Raw genomic sequence first — 19,860 nt, 5'->3', positions numbered from 1 at the left:
CCTGTCACTGCGGCAACCTCGGCACACAACCAGGGCAAGTCGATGGTGGCCCGAATTCCGCCGTTGCCAACCGTGCCGAAACGCGGCCGCATAGATGGTGTGGGTGATGTCTCATCCGCGCCGGTCCCAGAGAGCCCCTCTCATGACCGGCAGCGCTGGCGCTAGGTCCAACTTATTGGACCTTAATTCTGCTATGACGGATGCGTGTCGTCCTATAAGGGCGAAATAATCGGCATTTAACGCAAATGGGATTCCGGAAAGCCGAAAACTTGGATATCTTGTTCGGCGTGTATCCCGATGACAGCGGCAAGGAACTTGCCACCGTACTCTCCTATCTGGCCGGCCGTTCCCTGAGCAGGGAAGAGATCTGGACCGCGATGGAACTCCCGCGTTCCACCTATTACGACCAGTTGGACAAAGGGACCTTGATTACGGCCGACAACTTACGGGTGGCCGCCGCCAACCTCGGTATCAACCGTGCCGAGTTGCTGACGCGCTATCGATTCATCGAGCCCGAAGAGGTCACCGCCCTGGCCGAAGAGATCCGTGGCGGCATGCAGGTGCATGCCGTGGCGGGGGGCAATGTCAAAACTCTTCAGCAGCCGACGAAGATTGCGGAGTGGCGCCCTCGCTCCGACGCGCCGCCGCTGTAAGACCTTATTTCGCACGAGGTACTGCTGTGGCACTAACCGCTCTTATCACTATCACCCTGGCGTGCATCGGATGGAGCCTTTGGATTCGCCGGGTCACCTGGCACTGCCGCTGGGAAGTTGCGGCGACGCTGAATATCGCTTTGCAGGGGCTTGCGGTGGCGCTGATGTCGCCGTTGGCCGCCAACACAATCGGTATCGTCCTGCACGACGTGACCGGCGTGTGGAATTTGCAGAACTACCTCGGCCATGACTGCTACGTCGTCGCGGCGTCGGCGATCGTCTACAACGCGCTAGGCCGGATCACCGACGATCACATGCTGCAGAAGTCGTTCAAGCAATACGTGGAACGTCCTGCGACACTGTGCATTCCGCTGCTACTGGCGACGTTCACACTTAGCCGCGGCAGCAAGACGTACGCCCGCGACTTCTTCGCGCTGCCCACCGACTTCTGGTTGAGCGTTTATTGGCTCCTGTTGTGCTTCACGTTGGTCTATCTGCTCGTCTTCGGCTTCCGCGCCATGCTGGTGCTGCGGCAAGACCCACGTTCGACGGCCATCGCCACGCTGTATCTGCTTGCCTGCGCCAGCGGGATGGCGGCGTGCACGGTGCGCATCATCACAGCGCTGGTGCCGAGCATCCAGGGACCGGTGGACGCGGCGCTGGTCTGGTTCTTCGCCTGCGGTTGTGGTGCCGGCTTCGCGGTGATATCGGCGTACTCCTGGCGGCAGAAAGTTCGCTGGTTCAGCCGCCCGACCGTCAGCGGTTAACCGTTCGCGGCGATGTCCTCGAGCACCGCGACCATGGTGCGAGTCGGCACGCCTGTGCCGCCTTTCGGTGTGTAACCCCAAGGGCCACCGGTGTTGTAGGCCGGCGCGGCGACGTCAATGTGTGCCCAGTTGACTCCGTCGGCGACGAACTCGCGTAGGAACACCCCCGCCACCAGCATCCCGGCGAACCGCTGGCCGCTGACATTGGCGAGGTCGGCCACCGTCGATTTCAAGTCGTCCTTCAGTTCGTCCGGCAACGGCATCGGCCAGCCGTTCTCGCCGACGCGCTGCGAGATCGCGGCCACCCGGTCGCGGAATTCGTCGCTGCCCATCACTCCGGGCGTGCGAGAGCCCAGGGCCACGGTCTGCGCGCCGGTCAGCGTCGAGGTTTCGATCAGATAGTCCGGGTTGTCCTCACACGCCCGCACGATCGCGTCGGCCAGGATCAGTCGCCCCTCGGCGTCGGTGTTGAGGACTTCGACCGTCGTCCCACCGTATTGCGTCAGCACGTCGCCGGGGCGCTGTGCCGTGGACGACGGCATGTTCTCGGCCATCGGGACGGTCGCGATCACGTCGATCGGAAGTTCCAACTGCGCGGCCAGCGTCACGGTCGCGATCACCGCCGCGGCGCCGCCCATGTCGGAGGTCATGTAATGCATCGACGCCGCGGGCTTGATCGAAATGCCCCCGGTGTCGAACGTGATGCCCTTGCCCACGAGTGCGACCCGCTTTGCCTGCTTCGGCTTTTTCGCCAGTCGTGCGCCGTGGTGGGACAGTCGGACAAGTCGCGGCAACCGCGACGAGCCCTGGCCGACACCGATGATGCCGCCGTAGCCGTTTTTTGCCAGTGCCTTGTCGTCGAGCACTTCCACCTCGAGCCCGGCGGCATCACCCAAAGCCTTTGCCCGCTTGGCGAATTCAGCGGGGAACAGGTGGCTGGGCGGGGTGTTGATCAAGTCGCGTGCGGTGGCGACGGCGGTAGCGACCGCCGCCGCGTGGGCGGCCTGAGCTTTGCCGGCCTTGTCGGTGGACAGCACCGTGATCGTGCGCAACCCCGGGTCCTTCGGGGCGGTCTTGTCGGTGCGGAACGCGGTGAAGCGATAGCTGCCCAGGATCAACCCCTCGACGGCCGCCTCCAGCACGCCCTCACCGGACAGCGCACCCAGGGTGGTGATCGCGGCCTCGGCGCCGCCCAGCGCGCGTGCCGCCGAGCCGGCCGCGCGGCGGATCAGATCCGCCGGCCACTCGTCGCGTGCCTTGCCCAACCCGATCGTGAGCACGCTGCCCACCGGCAGCGACTTCACCACCAGCCGGTGCACTTGCTCGGTGGCACCCGTGGCGTTCAGCGCGCGCAGGCCGTCCTCGATTTCGGTGACCGCGTCTTTGCCCAGCAGCGAGTCGGGGTCGGCGACCACAGCGCCCGGTTCGTCGTTGACATCCTCGGGACCCGAGGACACCACCGGCACAATCAGCACCGCCGATTTGGCGCCGCGGCGAGGCAGCGAAGTGGCGACCGAGACAGCAGGGGCCAGGTATCCGGGTTGTGTGCTCACGAAGATCAACCCTAACGACCTCGGATTCGTGATGCCCGCCCGTCTACGTGGAGCCGGCGCCGGCCTCCGCGCGGCCCAGCTCGTAGGCGATCACGGGATCGTCGAAACCCTTGAGTTGCAAGGGCTCTTGGACGACGACGGGCCAACCCGGCAATTGCTCGTAGACCTCCTTGGCGGCCAACACCTGTCCCGGCTCCGCCGCAGCGACCAGCCGGGCGGCGAGGTTGACCGCGTTCCCGAAGTAATCGCCGCTCAGGGTCAGGATCGGCCCATAACCCAGGCCCGCCCTGACCTGCAGGCCGGCCTCCTGCGCCCGCGCGTGGTGGACGAGGTCGAGCGCAACGATGGCCAGCCGGTCCGGTCTCGGGCTGACCCACATCACCGCGTCGCCGAGGAACTTCACCACCCGGCCGCCGTCGGCGTGCACCACGTCGCTGACGGTCGCTCCGAACTCGGTCAGCATCTCGGACAACTCGGCCGGCGCCAGTGTCTGCGTCAGGGCCGTGAATCCCGACAGATCCGCGAACCCCACGCCGCACAGCACGCTGACCGACGGGCCCCGCTCCACGCTTTCGATGAACGTGCGGGTACTGACCAGATGGTGGCGATGGACTGCATCGATCATCGCCCCGATGCGCGGGACGAACTGAGCCGCCTCGCGGTAGGCCACCGCGGTGGTGAGCTCGTCGCCGCTGTGGCCGAGCCAGAGCTTGGGCGAGTTCGCCCGAATCATCGACGAGATCGCCTCGGCCAGCCGCGCGACGCTCGATCCGAGCACCCGCATGAAACCGTCCGCGGCCGCTTGGCCCATCTGCGCTCGCAACGCAACCCAGGTCGCCAGGGCGTCGACGTCGGCTTGGCTCAGCGCCAAGGTGTCCGAGTTTTCGACCGTCAGGCCGAGGATGGCCCAGGCGTGCTCGACATCGGCCAGCGGCACGTCAATCGAATCGGCCGCGGTGCGCAAGCTGTACGTCTGCGCACCAGAGCGCAGCAGAGCGTCGCCGGCCAGCCCGAACAGGCGGCCGTGGCGTTCGGCGTCGGCCATCTCCTCTACGGTGAAACCAAGTCCCACCAGGTACTCGAGCAGTCCGGCTCGCGAGCGTGGGTCATCAATCCCCGCAGCCAGCATCGCGTCGAAGTCCTGCGAATCGACCACCTGGTCAAGTCTGCCAGCCGTGGCCCACATTAGGGTGAAATGTCTATGACCCGCGCTGGTGACGATCCAGAGCGAAGCGATGGGGAGGAGCAGCGCCGATGACCCGCGCTGGTGACGATCCAGAGCGAAGCGATGGGGAGGAGCAGCGCCGATGACCGAACTGCTGCAGGGACCGCTGGAGGACCGCCACCGCGAAGAGGGCGCGAGCTTCGCCGAGTTCGGCGGATGGCTGATGCCCGTGTCGTACGCCGGTACCGTCGCCGAGCACACCGCGACCCGTAACGCCGTCGGCCTGTTCGACGTCAGCCACCTGGGAAAGGCGCTGGTCAAGGGTCCCGGGGCGGCGGAATTCGTCAACTCTGCGCTGACCAACGACCTCAACCGGATCCAGCCGGGCAAGGCCCAATACACGTTGTGCTGCAACGAATCCGGTGGCGTCATCGACGATCTGATCGCCTATTACGTTTCGTCCGACGAGATATTCCTGGTGCCCAACGCCGCCAACACCGCCGCCGTCGTGGCTGCATTGAAAGATGCTGTGCCTGAAGGAATCACCATCACCGACGAGCATCGGTCCTACGCCGTTCTGGCCGTGCAGGGACCGCGGTCGCCGGAGGTGCTCAGCGGACTCGGATTACCCACCGAGATGGACTACATGGGCTACGCCGACGCCGATTTGGCCGGCGTACCGGTTCGGGTATGCCGCAGCGGCTACACCGGCGAGCACGGCTACGAGTTGTTGCCGCCGTGGGACTCAGCAGGGGCGGTGTTCGATGCGTTGCTCGACGCGGTCAAGCGCGCCGACGGGCAGCTGGCCGGTCTCGGCGCACGAGACACGCTGCGCACCGAGATGGGGTATCCCCTGCACGGTCACGAACTCTCGGCCGACATCTCGCCGCTGCAGGCCCGCTGCGGCTGGGCGATCGGCTGGAAGAAGAACGCGTTCTTCGGCCGCGACGCGCTGATGGCGGAGAAGGAGGCGGGCCCGCCGCGGTTGCTGCGTGGCCTGAAGGCAGTCGGCCGCGGCGTGCTTCGGTCCGACCTCAACGTGCTCGACGGAGACGAAGTCGTCGGCGTCACCACTTCGGGCACGTTCTCCCCGACGTTGAAAATCGGTATCGCGCTTGCGCTCATCGACGTCGACGCCGGCATCGAGGACGGTCAGCACGTCACCGTCGACGTTCGCGGGCGTGGCATCGAGTGCGAAGTGGTCAAGCCGCCCTTTGTCGAGGCGAAAACTCGCTAGCGCCCGGTTATACAATCGCCTGATGACCAGCGCCGGCGACTCGACCATGCGTCGCATGAGCGCCGCCAGTGAGGAGGAGCGGCGCAAATGACCAGCGACGTCCTCGAGTTCACGGTGTCCCGCACCGCAAACCCGGCCAGTGACGACGCACGCCAAGCGATCCTCGCCGACCCCGGCTTCGGCAGGTATCACACCGACCACATGGTGTCGATCGACTACTCCGAGGGCCGCGGGTGGCACGACGCTCGGGTCGGCGCGTACGGACCGATCGAGTTGGACCCGTCGGCGATCGTGCTGCACTACGCGCAGGAAATCTTCGAAGGACTCAAGGCCTACCGCTGGGCGGACGGGTCGATCGTGTCGTTTCGCGCCGAGGCCAACGCCGCGCGGCTGCGGAACTCGGCCCAGCGGATCGCGATTCCCGAATTGCCCGACGAGCTGTTCCTCGAGTCGCTGCGCCAGCTGATCGCCGTCGACAGCGCCTGGGTGCCGCCGGCCGGAGGCGAGGAGTCGCTGTATCTGCGGCCGTTCGTCTTCGCCACCGAGCCGGGATTGGGAGTTCGACCGGCCAAGCAGTACCGCTACATGGTGATCGGCTCGCCGGCGGGGGCTTATTTCAAGAACGGCATCAAGCCGGTAACTGTCTGGGTCTCAACGGATTACGTGCGGGCAAGCCCGGGCGGCACCGGTGCCGCGAAGTTCGGTGGCAACTATGCCGCATCGCTGGTCGCCCAGGCCGAGGCGGCCGAGAACGGGTGCGAGCAGGTGGTGTGGCTGGACGCTGTCGAGCGCCGCTACATCGAGGAGATGGGCGGCATGAACCTGTTCTTCGTGTTCGGCAGCGGCGGGTCGGCGCGCCTGGTCACACCCGAGCTGTCCGGCTCTCTGCTACCCGGTATCACCCGAGATTCGTTGCTGCAGTTGGCAACCGATGCGGGCTTCGCCATCGAAGAGCGCAAGATCGACATGGAAGAGTGGCAGAAGAAGGCCGCCGACGGCGAGATCACCGAGGTGTTCGCCTGCGGCACCGCCGCCGTCATCACCCCGGTGTCGCACGTGAAATACGGCGACAACGAATTCACCATCGGCAACGGTGATTCCGGCGAGGTGACGATGGCACTGCGCGACACCCTCACCGGGATCCAGCGCGGCACCTTCGCCGACACGCACGGCTGGATGTCACGGCTGGGCTGAGCGCGATCAGCCGTCTCCCTCGGCCTTATATCGCTCGGCGAATTCCTGGGCCGGGACCGGCCACTGCTCGCCGCTCTCGCCCCGGACCACCCAGTCGCCGTCGCCGGCGGTGTTGGGACCTTCGAGCGTCTCGATGATCTCGCCTGGCCGTGCCGGACGGGCCGAAACGGTTCCGTGCCTTCGCCACTGATCGCCGTCGACGTGCTTGTAGCTGGCCCGAAATTCCTTGTCGCGCACCGACCATGTCTCACCGTCGGCCCGAAGACGCCAATCCCCGGCATTGGCGTGCATGGTGTGGCCGGAGTCCGATGTCCACGTCCACGGTGCGTTCTGTTGCTCGGCGATGACCGTCCCGACGCGAGTGAACCGCTGCCACACCGGGCGTGAGCGAAAGCCGAGCTGGCGAAGGCTCCACAGGGTGGCCGCGAGACTCGCTACCGAGGCGTTGACGACGTCCTTTTCAGCAGCGGTCTGAGTTTCCGGATCGTCGGAGGGCCAGGCAATCAGCTTGTTGTGTTTGCGGTGTTCGTCGTCGCGGACGGGGTCGTATTCCCACTTGTTGTGGCGCAGGAAGCGACACCAATCCTCATGCTCGGCCTTGGCCATCTTCATCGCGGCATCGTGGTCAAAGCCCATGTGCGCCAGCTTCTCCAACGGCGATAACTTGTTCATCTCGTCAACCCCGAGCTGGGTCGGCGGGTCGCCCCAGGTGTTCCATGTGTGCTCGGCGATCTTCTCGACCATCCACAGCGCGTTGGCGACCTGACGTCGATTTGAATCCTTGTAAAAGTCATTCAGCTCGGGCCACGGCAGCCGTACCGGGGGCGGGTTCGGATCGGGTTCGAGCGAAGACACATAGCGCTGGTGAATCAGCCGCGCTGCGCGTTCCCAGACGTCTTGCGCCTGCCCCTCTGGAATGTCGAGGGCCAGGCGGTAGGTGCGCAGGCGCCCGACGATGGGCAACGGATCGGACGTCGTCTGCGCCGCGGCATCCCAGATGTAAATGGGCATCGTCGGAAAACGCGCGGCCAACCGCGTGCCGGTCGACCGCGCGTTCGACGGTCCGTGCAATTGGTCGTCGACGAAAATCACGGCATTGTTGGGCCCGCCGCGGTCGCCGATCAGGCGCATCAACGCCGACATCGACGGCTGCTGCGGGCAGGCGTCGACTATCGGTCCCGCTGAAGCGAATCCGAGCTGGCGGCGATGAAATTCGTGGTCCTGCAGGTATTCGTCGGCCTCCTCGCTGACCAGGCTGACGGCGGGCAACGCGTTGGCTTCTGGATCCGAGTAGTAGTCGCTTTCCAACTTTCGACGGGTCATATCGGCACATAGGGCGAGCGTCAACTCCGATGCGCCGCAGACGAAAACACGCTCGATGCTGCCGAGCGAAATGATGTTCTCGAGCAACCACCGTGCGGTGACCTCGTAGCGCCCGACAGCGTCGGCGGCCCATCGAGTATCCGTTCCGCCGAGTTGCTCGGCGCGCCATGCCTCGGCCTGCCACGGGTCATCGACCCGTACAGTAAGCGGAAGCCGTTGTCGGTGACCAACTTTCGTCAGTGCGCGGGTGATGACATCGAGCCGCAGTTGATTGGTCGGCGGATCGGGCGACAGTAGGTAAAGCCGATCGAGTCTGCGCCACAGCGAAAGTGCCGCCAACGATTCGGGATCGCTGAGGTCGATCGACAGCACCCGTCCACCGTGCAGCCGGGCCTCCTGTGCCCCTGGGTCGTCGGGGCCATTGGTGATGACAACCAGTGCCTTCGACCGATTTGTGGTAGCGATCGCCTTGATCATGGAGCGGCTCTCGTCATCCACGCCTATGACCGCGGTCACCGAACGGGCACGCCTGACACGGAGACGATCCACCTGAGATCGGAACAGCGCGATGACCACGCCGGCCAGACCGGTGAAGATCGCACCGTCCGCGGCGAGGCGGGCAACCCATAGGGCGTCCGGGGTGGTCGTGGGGCAGGTCCCTTTGCTCAACGCGAAATCGCCGCCACCGCCCTTGACGATGGAGATGGTCCACAGCAGAGGCTGGAAGAACGCGGGGTGCGTCGCATCGCTGCAATGCCACACCGAACTGGCGCCCAACACCGCGCTGGTTGCGGCAAGTCCGGCCACGACGACCACCGGAACGTTGGTCGATGCGCGGGCGTTGTGTGCGCGGAAACGCAGCACGCACAGCGCAACGATCACCGTGACCACGATCGCGATCGTCGTCGTCGATTCCGGTCCGCCGAACCATCTCAACGGCGTCGGCAGCCAGGTGTCCGCACCGTGCACCGCGGCCACCACGGACAGCCACGCAATCATCGCCAAAGCCAGGAACAGCAACGCGACTTCTAGCCAACGAGAAGCGGCTCCGCGTCGCATCCGACTCCCTCCCTGCTCGAGGCGCAGTAACGATGATCGCATCGAATCCGTGCGCCCGTGGGTCGAATTCGCGCCCAATGGAATCGGGGTGTGGCTAGCTGGCCGCGGTCCGGACGATCTGCAGGCCCGCCGCCGCCAGGATCGCCGGCAGCGCCTTGACGAACATCGCATCCATTGCGGCGATGTTCGGGTAACGCTCGTTCAGCTGTTCCCAGGGCAGCAGATACGGCGTCTGCTTGAGGGCAACGTTCTTCTCGGTGGCCAGCGTCCAGCCGTCGGCGGCGCGTTCGCGGTTCCATCGGTCGTGTTCGGCGGCGGCGAGTGTCGTGACTTCGCTCTCGGTGAAGCTGAAATCCGTTGCTTGCCCGTCTGTTAACGGCTCGATGACGCAGCCGATCGCCCGCAGATGGACGGGGATGTGCCGGGCCTGGTCGCGGCTCGATGCCTTGCGCGATTCGTCGAGTTCACACCATCGCGGCGCCGAATCACCCTTGGCGATCGCGTCCTGACGCCAGCGCTCGTGGATGGCCTGGGCCACCGACTCGATCGGCACCGAACTGGCCAACGTCGACCCCCTTTGGTCTGGCTCGATTCTAACCGCGAGGTCGTGGTTAGAGCCGCGCCAACGCGGCCAGCAGCACAGCGGTGACGGTCGTCGTGAATTCGATTGCGGCGCCCAGCACGTCGCCACTGACGCCGCCAAACCGCCGTACGCAGTGTTGCACCAGAATCATCGACGCGATCAGGGCCGCCAGCACCGCGACCGGCCCGTGCCACATGTGTCGGCCCGCCGCCGCGGACGCCGTCAGAAGCGCGACCACCCAGGCGATCACCACCGCGGTGGGCTGGCTCCCGACGACTCGGGCGCCCAGCATGCTCCCGGACGCGGCGGGCATACCCCGGCGGCAGGCCACCAGCGCCGCCACCCGGCCCGCGCACACCGCTGCCACGATCCCGGCCGGGTGAATCGTCGAAAACGTCAGTCCCTGAACGACGATCACCACCACGACGGTGGCCACGCCGAAAGGCCCGGTCGACCCGTCGCGCATCACCGCCAGCGCGCGTTCGGGCGGCCCGTAACAGCCCAGGCCGTCGGCGGTGTCGGCGGCGCCGTCGATGTGCAAGCCGCGGGTTACCGCCAGCAACGTGGCGACCCCGAGCACACCGGCCAGCGGACTGGACGTGCCGAAGGCCCACCACCCCGCCCAGGTCACCGCGGCAACCAACACGCCGAGGGCGGCGCCGACCACGGGCAGCGCGGTCATCGCGCCACGGCCGAATGGTCGATCTCGAGACGGCATCGGGATGACGGTTTCGAACGCGAAAGCCATTGCCAGTGAACCGATCACGACGTAGATCGATCGGTGACTTCGGCGTCGGCGAACGTGGCCATCGACGCGCAGGTGGCCACGGCGGCCCGCAGCACCGGCAACGCCACCGCGGCGCCGCTGCCTTCGCCGAGTCGCATCCGCAAGTCGATGATGGGATCCAATCCGAGTCGAGCAAGGGCGAGCGCGTGCGCTGGCTCGGTCGACCGGTGACCGGCCTGCCACCACAACCGAGCGCCCGGTGCCAACTGCTCGGCGATCAAGGCGGCGGCCGTCACGACCATGCCGTCGAGCAGCACCGGGGTCCGCCGCACCGCGGCCTGCGCGCAGAAGCCGGCAATACCCGCCAAATCGGCTCCGCCGCAACATTGCAGGGTGGCGACCGGGTTGGCCAACACGTGCTCGGCGCGGTACAGCGCATCGCGCACCGCCGCAGTTTTGCGAGCCCATCCCGCATCGTCTATCCCGGTCCCGTAGCCGACCGCGGCGACCGGCTCGACGCCCGTCAGCGCCGCAACCAGAACCGTTGCCGCAGTGGTATTTCCGATCCCCATGTCGCCCGCGATCAGTAGGTCGGCACCCTCGTCGACTTCCTGATCGGCAATCTGGCGGCCGGCATCGATCGCGTCGCGCGTCTCCTGCTCGGTAAGCGCATCCTCGGTGGCGATGTCACCGCTGCCGCGCCGGATTTTGTGGGCACCGATCTGGGGGGATAGCGGGTCGGCGTCCACGGCGAGGTCGACGACCCGAACGGTCGCTCCGGCGATGTCGGCCACCACGTTGATCGCCGCGCCTCCGGCCGCCATGTTGGCGACCATCTGCGCGGTGACTTCCGGGGGGTACGCCGACACACCGGATCGGGCCACGCCGTGGTCACCTGCGAACACCACAACCCTGGCGCGCTCGAATTGCCTTGGGGGACATTGCCCTTGGCACGACGACACCCAGACCGACAGATCCTCCAGGCGGCCCAACGCGCCGCGCGGTTTGGTCAGGGTGTCCTGGCGGGCGCGGGCGGCCGCCGCGGCTGCCGTATCCGGCGGCGTCACCGGTGCGAACATCGTCATATGCCGGGCTGCTTGATCGGCAGCGGCTGGCCGGCCACCACGAGCACGACGCGGTCGCACAAGGTGGCCAACCGCTGGTTGAGTGTGCCCAGTTCATCGGTGAAACGGCGGGCCGACGCGGTGGCGCCGTGAACCGACAGCCCGACCTCCGGGCTGACCAGCACCAGCGGCGAGCTGAAAGCTGAGACAGCGCTTGTCAGTTCGTCGAGGTCGGCGGCGACCGATGCGCCGTCCCAGGCCTGGCGCCGATCCAGCGTGGCGGTCAACCAGCCGCCAAGATCGTCGACCAGCGTCGCCGTGTCCGGTGATTGCCGCAAATGCCCTGCGACATCATCGGTTTCGACGGTGCACCAATGCTGCGGCCGGCGATCGCGATGCTCGGCGACGCGCTGCCGCCACGCCGGATCGGAGTCGCCGGCCTTTCCGGTCGCCAGATAGTGCACGGGCTGGTCCGTCGCCAGCGATTCGGCGATCGCGGCCTCCGCCCACCGGGACTTTCCGGACTTGACTCCGCCGAGGACCAAGGTTCGCACCGTCGATCAATGAGCCTTGCGGGGGCGCTTACTCGACACGGGCGCCGTGCTTGACCTGGGGTCGCGGCGCCCGCATCCGGCGCATCTGAGAAGCCCGACTCGCCGCGTAAAGCCCAATCTTCCAACGGCTTTCGGTGTCCTCGGGGAACTTCTCATCGACCTTGCGGGCGACCTTGCGGCCGAGAAGCAACCCGTCGAGCGCCATGACGAGCATCAACAGGATCATCGCGGGGGACACATAGAACTGGAGCTGGGGGACAGCGAACATGATGAACATCAGCCCCAGCGCCGACGGCATGAACAGGCCGAGCACGTTGCGACGGGCGTCGACGATGTCGCGGACATACCGGCGCACCGGACCCTGATCACGGGACAGCAGATACCGCTCGTCGCCGTTCATCATGCGCTCGCGCCGCTCGGTCATCGCGGCTCGACGCGCGGAACTCTGCTGCTTGCGTTCCTCGCGACTGAGCTTGGGCCCGGCCAACGACTTTCGCCGGGCCCGGGCCTCCGAGGACGTCATGGGCGCCGGTGCGATCGGGCCCTTGCGCCCGGCATTGCGTCGCGGCGTAGGCCGTCCCTTGGGGGCGGTGGTCTGCGGGGTGCGCGGTGCCGGCGCTTCGACGTCGGCCGTCGGCACAGCCACGCCCCGGTCCTCGTCCTTGTTACGGCCCAGCAGTTTCACGCCCGCCAGGTTACTTCGCTGCGGACACGTCTGGAAAACGGCCGGGTCCGCGGCAGGCTTACTGTTGCTCAGATGAGCGGATCGGCGCCCGACAGCCCGGACCTTCGTCTGCTGATCGCGCCCGACAGCTTCGGCGACACCCTGACCGCGGTCGAGGCCGCAGCGGCCATCGCAGCGGGCTGGAACCGGGTCCGCCCCGGCGATCGCATCGTCGTCGCGCCGCAGTCCGACGGCGGTCCGGGGTTCGTCGACGTGCTGGCCGACCGGCTGGGGGAGCGTCGCGTGCTGACCGTCCACGGACCGCTGGCCGAAGACGTGTCCGCCGAGTGGGTACTAGACCCGGCATCGCAGAGCGCCTACCTCGAATGTGCGCAGGCCTGCGGACTGTCCCTGCTCGGCGGTCCGGCGACACCGGACACCGCGCTGGCGGCGCACAGCAGGGGAGTTGGCCAGCTGATGGCCGCGGCCCTGGACGCGGATGCGACTCGGCTCGTCGTCGGGTTGGGCGGCTCTGCGTGCACCGACGGGGGTCGCGGGCTCGTCGACGAGCTCGGCGGCCTGCCCGCAGCGCGCCGCCGCCTCGCCGACGTGGAGCTGATCGCCGCCTGCGATGTCGAATATCCGCTGGTGGGGCCGTGGGGAGCGGCCCGGGTGTTCGGCCCGCAGAAGGGCGCGGATCCCGACACCGTGGCCGCGCTGGAGCAGCGCCTGGAACGGTGGGCTCGCGAGTTGGACGCCGCCGCCGGACGGCCGGTCAGCGCGGAGTCGGGCGCGGGGGCTGCCGGCGGGATCGGCGCCGCGCTGCTCGCGATGGGTGGTCAGTGCCAGTCGGGCGCGACGATCATCGCCGAGCACACCGGCCTGGCCGCTGAGCTCGCCGCCGCCGACCTGGTGATCACCGGGGAAGGCAAATTCGACGAGCAATCGCTGCGCGGCAAGGTCATCGGAACCCTGGCAAAAACGTCGCGGGCCCCGGTGGTGGTGCTGGCCGGACAGGTCGAGTTGGACGAGGCGACCTTCCAATCCGCGGGCATTCTGGGCGCTGCCGGTGTTTCTGATCACGCCGGATCGGTGCGGTTGGCCCTGGCCGATGCCGCCAACCAGCTGATGGGACTGGCTGCCGAGGTCGCGGCGCGACTCTCCGAATAGCGGCGCGACAAGGTACCTTTGAGGAGGTGGGTTGAATCGCTCGAGCGAACCCATCAGCACACGAATACTTTCAGGGAGAAGCAATGACTGTTCAGGACGAGTCAACCGCCGCCACCACGCACGGCGTGATCTTGACCGACGCCGCAGCAGCCAAGGCTAAGTCACTGTTGGACCAGGAAGGGCGCGACGACCTGTCGCTGCGGATCGCGGTCCAGCCCGGGGGATGCGCCGGCCTGCGTTACAACCTGTTCTTCGACGATCGCGCGCTCGACGGCGACCTCACCGCCGACTTCGGCGGCGTGACCTTGACCGTCGACCGGATGAGCGCGCCCTACGTCCAGGGCGCCTCGATCGACTTCGTCGACACCATCGAGAAGCAGGGTTTCACGATCGACAACCCGAACGCCACTGGCTCGTGCGCCTGCGGCGACTCGTTCAACTGACGATTCAGTACACGCCCGCGCTGTGTAGCACGTAGGAGCACACCAGTATCTGGTTGTGCTGGCTGATCAACTGCGCGACGCCCTGCACCTCGTTGCGCGTACTGCTGCCGGTGGACGGCTGCACACGCATGGTGAACAACACCTGTGCCTGGTAGTTCGACCAGTAGACGATCTTGTCGATCGACGTCACCTGCGCCTCGGAGAACTGCTTGCGGAACGCGTCGCTACTGAGTTTGGCCAGGGCTTGGTCGGATCGGCGATCCCGGACCGCGTCGTAGATACCGCACAGTGTGTTGCGCGCGATGGCCTCGGTGTCGCGGTGTTGCAGCGCGTCGAGGTAGCCCTGGATCGCCGACGTGGCGGTCGCATCGGAGAAGGCGCCGGGTGCCGCCACCGGAGCGCGGTGCGAGGTGTACACGATCCCGGCGATCGCCGCGCCGATCACGAGCAGCGCAACGCCGACGGCGACGAGTAGTCGGCGCCGGCGAGGCTTCGGGAACGGCACCGGCGGCGGCATCGGGCCCGGGTAGACGGCTGCCGGCGGCGGTGTCGGAAACGCGGGGGCGGCCGGAATCGGATCACTGGGATGTGTGTCGGCGAACGGCGGTCCCTCAGAGCCCACACCGTGGTCCGACGAGTACGGACCGGGCATAGACGGATCTCCTCGGATAGCAAGGCGCAGGGCCGTGGGGCGTCAGGCCGCCGCGAGGTCTTCTACGGAGGCTAGCGGGCGCTCGCCCGCGATGCAGAGCCGACCACGGTCACGGGTAGGCTTTGATAGCCAAACTTAGGACTTGAAGGGGTGGAGTTTCGTGACGATCGCGGTAACCGGTTCTATTGCCACCGACAATTTGATGCGGTTTCCGGGTCGGTTCTCCGAGCACCTGCTCGCCGAGCACCTGGAGAAGGTGTCGCTGAGCTTCCTGGTCGACGACCTGGTGATCCACCGGGGTGGCGTCGCCGGCAACATCGCCTTCGCCATCGGCGTACTCGGGGGCGACGTGTCGCTGGTCGGGGCGGCCGGTGACGATTTCGTCGGCGACTACGGCAAATGGCTGCAGTCGCACGGCGTCAACACCGACCACGTGCTGATCTCGAAGTCCGCCCACACCGCGCGGTTCGTCTGCACCACCGACCAGGACATGGCCCAGATCGCGTCGTTCTACCCGGGTGCGATGTCCGAGGCCCGCAACATCAAGCTCGCTGACCTCGTGGCCGCCCAGGGCAAGCCCGACCTGGTGATCATCGGGGCCAACGACCCCGATGCGATGGTGGTGCACACCGAGGAGTGCCGCGAGCTCGGCCTGCCGTTTGCCGCCGACCCGTCGCAGCAGCTGCCCCGGCTGTCCGGCGCGGAGATCGACAAGCTCGTCGACGGCGCGGAATACCTGTTCACCAACGACTACGAGTGGGAACTGCTGCAGTCGAAGACCGGCTGGTCGGAGGCCGACGTGCAGCAGAAGGTCGGCCTTCGGGTCACCACGCTGGGCGCCAAGGGCGTCGACATCGTCGACCGTGACGGCACCACCATCCACGTCGGAGTGGTGCCGGAGACCGCTGCGACCGACCCCACCGGTGTCGGCGACGCGTTTCGCGCCGGCTTCCTCACCGGCCGCAGCGGTGGCCTGAGCCTGGAGCGCTCGGCGCAGCTGGGTTCCCTGGTCGCGGTGCTGGTGCTGGAGTCGACCGGCACCCAGGAATGGACCTGGGACGCCGCGACGGCCAAGACCCGACTGGCGGGCGCCTACGGCGACGACGCGGCCAACGACATCGCGGCCGTTCTCGCCTAGAGCTCGACCGGGTAGACCGGCTCGCTGATCTGCGGCACCACCCGGTGCTCGACGAAGATCGCGTGCCACAGCATGAAGATCAACACCGTCCATAGGCGACGGCTGTGATCGGCTGTGCCGCAACGGTGTTCGTCGAGCATCCGCCGCACGGCCTCGCGGTCGATCAGGTAGTCGGTCGCCGACGCGTCGATGGTTTCGTGCGCCCACTCCAGCAATGGGCCGGCGCGCAGCCAGTGTCGGATCGGCACCGGGAAACCCAGCTTCGGCCGGTTGAGCACATGCGGCGGGACGATGGGCTCGAGGGCTCGGCGCAGCGCGTACTTGGTGGTGGTGCGGGTGATCTTGGCGTCCACCGGCAGCCGCGACGCGACGGCGAACACCTCGGGGTCCAGGAACGGGACCCGTAGTTCGAGCGAGTTGGCCATGGTCATCTTGTCGGCCTTGACCAGGATGTCGCCGCGCAGCCACGTGAACAGGTCGATGTGCTGCATCCGCGCGACCGGATCCCAGTCGGCAGACTCGGCGTAGACCGGGGCGGTGACGTCGACGTGGGTCCACTCCGGCCGGAACACGGCCAGCACGTCCTGCAGCTGCGTGTCGGAGAAGCTGCGGGCATTGCCGTAGTAGCGCTCTTCGAGCGTCAGCGATCCGCGGTGCAGCAGGCTTTTGCCGCGCATGCCCTCGGGAAGCGGCTTGGACACCTTGCCCATCGAACGCCGTAGCGGTCGGGGGAGATAGTCAAAAGGCTTGAGCGACAAGGGCTCCCGATAGATCGTGTAGCCGCCGAACAACTCGTCGGCGCCCTCGCCGGACAGCACCACCTTGACGTGCTTGCGTGCCTCGCGGGCGACGAAGAACAGCGGCACCAGCGCCGGGTCGGCCACCGGCTCGTCGAGGTACCAGACGATTTCGGGTAACGCCTCGACGAACTCGTCGGGGGAGACGACCTTGGCGATATGCCGTGCGCCGATCGCCTCCGCGGAGGCCACCGCGACGTCGACCTCGGAGAACCCCTCGCGCTCGAAACCGGTGGTGAAGGTGATCAGCCGTGGGTTGTGCCGGATCGCCAGCGCCGCGATCGCCGTCGAGTCGATGCCCCCGGACAGAAACGACCCGACGGTGACGTCGGCCCGCATGTGTTTGGCCACCGAGTCCTCCAGGGCCGCGGTGATCTCGTCGTAGCGGGCCTGCTCGGTGCCGCGGGCGATCGGCACCGCCTGGAAGCGCGGCACGAAGTAGCGGGTGGTCAGGGGTCGGTGGCCTGGGCGGATGCGGGCAGAGCAGCCCGATTCCAGCCGGCGCACGCCGCGATGCAACGTTTCGGGTTCGGGCACGTACTGCAGCACCGTGTAGTGCTGCACGGCCCGCTCGTCGATCGCGGTGTCGAAACCCACCATGTCGGCCAGGTCCAGCAGGCATTTCTTCTCGCTGGCCACCGCGGTGCCACCGGCCCCAATCGCCATGAACAGCGGCTTGATCCCGAAAGGGTCACGCGCGCAGAACAATTCGCCGGTTGCGGAGTCCCACAGCGCGAAGGCGAACATGCCCCGCAGTCGCAGCAGCGCGTCGTCGCCCCAATAGTGGTACGCGGCGACGATGGCCTCGCCGTCACCGTCGGTGGCGAACACGGCGCCGTGTTGTTCGGCGAGTTCGGCGCGCAATTCCAGGTAGTTGTAGATCTCGCCGTTGAACACCAACTCGTAGCGGTCAGGTGTTTCCGGCGGGCCCCAGCGCAGCGGCTGATGGGAATGCGCGATGTCGATGATGGACAACCGGTTGAAGCCGAACACGACGGCCCCGGCGGGGTCGGCCCAGGTGCCCGGCTCGTCGGGGCCGCGGTGCCGCATCAGGTGCGACGCCTGCGCGATGGCCTCCGCGGTGGCGTGCGTTTCACCCGGCGGCTGGTCGCCGGCCGGGGCAGCCACGAAGGCCAGCAGTCCACACATCGCCGCTCAGTATGCCGCAAGCGTCGGCCGATGACGGATGCCGCGAAGCGGTGACGCAAAATGCGGCGGGCCTGCACTCCGCTCCGATGCGTGCGTGGTCTACGCTGCGTAGTATTCGACGTGCGAGTCAGCCGACAGTCCCCTTGACCGGGGGATGTGCGACGTCGGTCCAGCTTGTGATTCTCAGGAGGCGCGACCGTGACATCTCGCGAGCCAGGCTGTTCGCAGGGCTTGTTGAAGAGGCTTCGCAAGCCGGCGATCGTCGGCATGCTGGGCTTGCTGGCGGTAAGTCTGAGCGGCTGCAGCTGGTCGGATGCCCTGGCCTTGGGCTGGCCGCGGGGCATCACCGAGGAAGGCGACTGGAACCGGCAGCTGTGGATCGGCTCCGTCATCGCGGCCTTGGTGGTCGGCATCATCGTTTGGGCCCTGATGTTCTGGTCGATGGCGTTCCACCGCAAGAAGGCGACGGACACCGAGCTGCCCCGCCAGTTCGGTTACAACATGCCCCTCGAGCTTGTGCTTACGGTGACGCCATTCCTGATCATTTCGGTGCTCTTCTACTTCACCGTGGTGGTGCAGGAGAAGATGCTGCACCTGGAAGCCGACCCTGAGGTCGTCGTCGACGTCACCTCGTTCCAATGGAACTGGAAGTTCGGCTACCAGAAGGTTGACTTCAAGGACGGCACCCTCAAGTACGACGGAGCCGACGCGGCCCGCAAAGCAGCCATGGTCTCCAAGCCCGAGGGCAAAGACAAGCACGGCGAAGAGCTGGTCGGCCCAGTCCGTGGGCTCAACACCGAAGACCGCACCTACCTCAACTTCGACAAGGTCGAAACCGTCGGGACCAGCACCGAGATCCCGGTGCTGGTGTTACCGGTCGGCAAGCGGATCGAGTTCGAGCTGGCCTCCGCCGACGTGATCCACGGGTTCTGGGTGCCGGAGTTTCTGTTCAAGCGTGACGTGATGCCGGACCCGGCGGCCAACCACTCGGTCAACCGCTTCCAGGTCGCCAAGATCGACCGGACCGGTGCCTTCGTGGGCCGCTGCACGGAGATGTGCGGCACGTACCACTCGATGATGAACTTCGAGGTCCGTGTGGTTCAGCCCAACGACTTCAAGGCCTACCTTCAGCAGCGGATCGCCGGCAAGACGAACGCTCAGGCGTTACAGGCCATCGCGCAGCCTCCGGTCGCAGTCACCACTCATCCGTTCGACACCCGTCGCGGCGAGATGGCGCCGCAGGCGAGTAAGTAGGGACTGGGTAAGGGGAGAGAAGGCTAATGCACATCGAAGCCAGGCTGTTCGAGTTCATCGCGGCGTTCTTCGTCTTCTGCACGATCCTCTACGGCATCCTCACCAGCCTGTACGCCACCGGCGGCATCGAGTGGGCCGGGACCACCGCGCTGGCACTGACCAGCGGCCTGGCGATGATCATCGCCACGTTCTTCCGATTCGTCGCCCGTCGGCTGGACACCCGTCCCGAGGACTACGAGGGTGCTGAGATCAGCGACGGCGCAGGGGAATTGGGTTTCTTCAGCCCGCACAGCTGGTGGCCGATTTTGGTCGCGCTGTCCGGTTCGGTGGCGGCGGTCGGTATCGCGCTGTGGCTACCGTGGCTGATCGGCGCCGGCGTCGTGTTCATCCTGAGTTCGGCCGCGGGGCTGGTCTTCGAGTACTACGTGGGTCCAGAGAAGCACTAGCCGGCGTCCGGCAGGTGCAGCATTTAGGTCACAATCCGGGCATCAGTTGATCCGTGAGCGGGTCGCCCAGAATGTCGTGCGAGATCCCGTTGGGTAGGGTTTTGCGAGGCATATTGAGGAACACCGGCGCGCGCGACCGCACGACCGCGGTGCTGCGCACACCGGTGAAGTAGTTGAACAGGACAGACGATCATGAGCGGGCCGAATCCACCAGGACCCGAGTCCGAAGAACTCGGACCCGGTGTCGAGGCCGGCCAGGACGGCGGCG

The 19,860-nt window shown here is 66.8% G+C and carries 18 protein-coding genes and 1 pseudogene; 9 read left to right on the top strand and 10 right to left on the bottom strand.

The features are described 5' to 3' along the window. Positions 1-269: 269 nt before the first annotated feature. Both A5658_RS26955 and A5658_RS26950 read left to right on the top strand, forming a co-directional pair. Positions 270-653 (top strand): hypothetical protein, encoded by a 384-nt coding sequence (locus A5658_RS26955; protein ID WP_156751673.1) that lies wholly within the window; start codon positions 270-272, stop codon positions 651-653. A 26-nt stretch (positions 654-679) separates the two neighbouring features. Then, positions 680-1,420, top strand: coding sequence for a hypothetical protein (locus tag A5658_RS26950; RefSeq protein WP_067342593.1), 741 nt, complete (start codon positions 680-682; stop codon positions 1,418-1,420). Here the strand turns inward: A5658_RS26950 and A5658_RS26945 are convergent. After that, a complete protein-coding gene (locus A5658_RS26945; protein ID WP_067342623.1) occupies positions 1,417-2,973 on the bottom strand; it encodes a leucyl aminopeptidase in 1,557 nt (518 codons plus the stop codon). The genes A5658_RS26950 and A5658_RS26945 overlap by 4 nt on opposite strands. Before the next feature lie 43 nt (positions 2,974-3,016). Continuing rightward, complete coding sequence (locus A5658_RS26940; RefSeq protein WP_067342591.1) at positions 3,017-4,159, bottom strand: adenylate/guanylate cyclase domain-containing protein; 1,143 nt, start codon at positions 4,157-4,159, stop codon at positions 3,017-3,019. Between the two features lie 121 nt (positions 4,160-4,280). Here A5658_RS26940 and gcvT point away from each other — a divergent pair, with 121 nt between their 5' ends. Both gcvT and A5658_RS26930 read left to right on the top strand, forming a co-directional pair. Next, the gene (gene gcvT / locus A5658_RS26935; protein WP_067342588.1) at positions 4,281-5,375 is read left to right on the top strand and encodes a glycine cleavage system aminomethyltransferase GcvT; all 1,095 of its coding nucleotides are present in this window, start codon (positions 4,281-4,283) and stop codon (positions 5,373-5,375) included. Positions 5,376-5,462: 87 nt separating this feature from the next. Next, on the top strand, positions 5,463-6,569 hold the full coding sequence (locus A5658_RS26930; protein WP_067342586.1) for a branched-chain amino acid aminotransferase: 1,107 nt from the start codon (positions 5,463-5,465) through the stop codon (positions 6,567-6,569). 6 nt (positions 6,570-6,575) lie between these two features. Here A5658_RS26930 and A5658_RS26925 read toward each other — a convergent pair whose 3' ends face one another. The 6 genes from A5658_RS26925 to A5658_RS26900 all read right to left on the bottom strand — a co-directional run bounded on the left by A5658_RS26925 (position 6,576) and on the right by A5658_RS26900 (position 12,564). Next, positions 6,576-8,951: a hypothetical protein gene (locus tag A5658_RS26925; RefSeq protein ID WP_197503236.1), complete on the bottom strand. Its 2,376-nt coding sequence runs from the start codon at positions 8,949-8,951 to the stop codon at positions 6,576-6,578. Between the two features lie 94 nt (positions 8,952-9,045). Continuing rightward, complete coding sequence (locus tag A5658_RS26920) at positions 9,046-9,516, bottom strand: RyR domain-containing protein (protein ID WP_197503235.1); 471 nt, start codon at positions 9,514-9,516, stop codon at positions 9,046-9,048. A 46-nt stretch (positions 9,517-9,562) separates the two neighbouring features. Beyond that, complete coding sequence (locus tag A5658_RS26915) at positions 9,563-10,300, bottom strand: adenosylcobinamide-GDP ribazoletransferase (RefSeq protein WP_067342579.1); 738 nt, start codon at positions 10,298-10,300, stop codon at positions 9,563-9,565. Beyond that, positions 10,297-11,346: a nicotinate-nucleotide--dimethylbenzimidazole phosphoribosyltransferase gene (gene cobT, locus A5658_RS26910; protein ID WP_067342577.1), complete on the bottom strand. Its 1,050-nt coding sequence runs from the start codon at positions 11,344-11,346 to the stop codon at positions 10,297-10,299. Before cobT ends, A5658_RS26915 begins: the two co-directional genes overlap by 4 nt. Beyond that, positions 11,343-11,879 (bottom strand): bifunctional adenosylcobinamide kinase/adenosylcobinamide-phosphate guanylyltransferase, encoded by a 537-nt coding sequence (locus A5658_RS26905; protein ID WP_067342575.1) that lies wholly within the window; start codon positions 11,877-11,879, stop codon positions 11,343-11,345. The genes cobT and A5658_RS26905 overlap by 4 nt, the downstream gene beginning before the upstream one ends. A 28-nt stretch (positions 11,880-11,907) precedes the next feature. Continuing rightward, positions 11,908-12,564, bottom strand: coding sequence for a DUF3043 domain-containing protein (locus tag A5658_RS26900; RefSeq protein WP_067342572.1), 657 nt, complete (start codon positions 12,562-12,564; stop codon positions 11,908-11,910). A 72-nt stretch (positions 12,565-12,636) separates the two neighbouring features. Here A5658_RS26900 and A5658_RS26895 point away from each other — a divergent pair. Both A5658_RS26895 and A5658_RS26890 read left to right on the top strand, forming a co-directional pair. After that, positions 12,637-13,735 (top strand): annotated as a pseudogene (locus A5658_RS26895) (glycerate kinase). Positions 13,736-13,796: 61 nt separating this feature from the next. Next, positions 13,797-14,156, top strand: coding sequence for an iron-sulfur cluster assembly accessory protein (locus A5658_RS26890; protein ID WP_067342570.1), 360 nt, complete (start codon positions 13,797-13,799; stop codon positions 14,154-14,156). 4 nt (positions 14,157-14,160) lie between these two features. On the opposite strand, the gene A5658_RS26885 is transcribed toward A5658_RS26890, so the two are convergent. Next, positions 14,161-14,808 (bottom strand): hypothetical protein, encoded by a 648-nt coding sequence (locus A5658_RS26885; RefSeq protein ID WP_067342569.1) that lies wholly within the window; start codon positions 14,806-14,808, stop codon positions 14,161-14,163. 160 nt (positions 14,809-14,968) lie between these two features. Between A5658_RS26885 and A5658_RS26880 the strand changes: the two genes are divergently transcribed. After that, positions 14,969-15,946: a carbohydrate kinase family protein gene (locus tag A5658_RS26880; RefSeq protein ID WP_067342566.1), complete on the top strand. Its 978-nt coding sequence runs from the start codon at positions 14,969-14,971 to the stop codon at positions 15,944-15,946. On the opposite strand, the gene asnB is transcribed toward A5658_RS26880, so the two are convergent. Beyond that, positions 15,943-17,892, bottom strand: coding sequence for an asparagine synthase (glutamine-hydrolyzing) (asnB, locus tag A5658_RS26875; RefSeq protein WP_067342564.1), 1,950 nt, complete (start codon positions 17,890-17,892; stop codon positions 15,943-15,945). The genes A5658_RS26880 and asnB overlap by 4 nt on opposite strands. Before the next feature lie 198 nt (positions 17,893-18,090). On the opposite strand from asnB, the gene A5658_RS26870 reads away from it, so the two are divergent. Both A5658_RS26870 and A5658_RS26865 read left to right on the top strand, forming a co-directional pair. Then, positions 18,091-19,146, top strand: coding sequence for a cytochrome c oxidase subunit II (locus tag A5658_RS26870; RefSeq protein WP_067342561.1), 1,056 nt, complete (start codon positions 18,091-18,093; stop codon positions 19,144-19,146). Between the two features lie 26 nt (positions 19,147-19,172). After that, positions 19,173-19,592 carry a cytochrome c oxidase subunit 4 gene (locus tag A5658_RS26865; RefSeq protein ID WP_067342558.1) on the top strand — a complete coding sequence of 140 codons (420 nt, stop codon included), beginning with the start codon at positions 19,173-19,175 and terminating at the stop codon, positions 19,590-19,592. The last annotated feature ends 268 nt before the right edge of the window (positions 19,593-19,860 follow it).

Origin of the sequence: Mycobacterium sp. 1245111.1, assembly GCF_001673405.1 — a bacterium.
In the GTDB taxonomy this organism is placed as follows: Bacteria; Actinomycetota; Actinomycetes; order Mycobacteriales; family Mycobacteriaceae; genus Mycobacterium.
Note: the sequence above shows the minus strand (reverse complement) of the source record. Positions and strands in the feature narration are given on the sequence as shown.

What these genes read in the sequence shown, in the direction of transcription:
- A5658_RS26940 (WP_067342591.1), bottom strand. Translation starts at nt 4,159, where the DNA reads ATGTGGGCCACGGCTGGCAGACTTGACCAGGTGGTCGATTCGCAGGAC.
- gcvT (WP_067342588.1), top strand. Translation starts at nt 4,281, where the DNA reads ATGACCGAACTGCTGCAGGGACCGCTGGAGGACCGCCACCGCGAAGAG.
- A5658_RS26930 (WP_067342586.1), top strand. Translation starts at nt 5,463, where the DNA reads ATGACCAGCGACGTCCTCGAGTTCACGGTGTCCCGCACCGCAAACCCG.
- A5658_RS26925 (WP_197503236.1), bottom strand. Translation starts at nt 8,951, where the DNA reads ATGCGACGCGGAGCCGCTTCTCGTTGGCTAGAAGTCGCGTTGCTGTTC.
- cobT (WP_067342577.1), bottom strand. Translation starts at nt 11,346, where the DNA reads ATGACGATGTTCGCACCGGTGACGCCGCCGGATACGGCAGCCGCGGCG.
- A5658_RS26890 (WP_067342570.1), top strand. Translation starts at nt 13,797, where the DNA reads ATGACTGTTCAGGACGAGTCAACCGCCGCCACCACGCACGGCGTGATC.
- A5658_RS26885 (WP_067342569.1), bottom strand. Translation starts at nt 14,808, where the DNA reads ATGCCCGGTCCGTACTCGTCGGACCACGGTGTGGGCTCTGAGGGACCG.
- asnB (WP_067342564.1), bottom strand. Translation starts at nt 17,892, where the DNA reads ATGTGTGGACTGCTGGCCTTCGTGGCTGCCCCGGCCGGCGACCAGCCG.
- A5658_RS26865 (WP_067342558.1), top strand. Translation starts at nt 19,173, where the DNA reads ATGCACATCGAAGCCAGGCTGTTCGAGTTCATCGCGGCGTTCTTCGTC.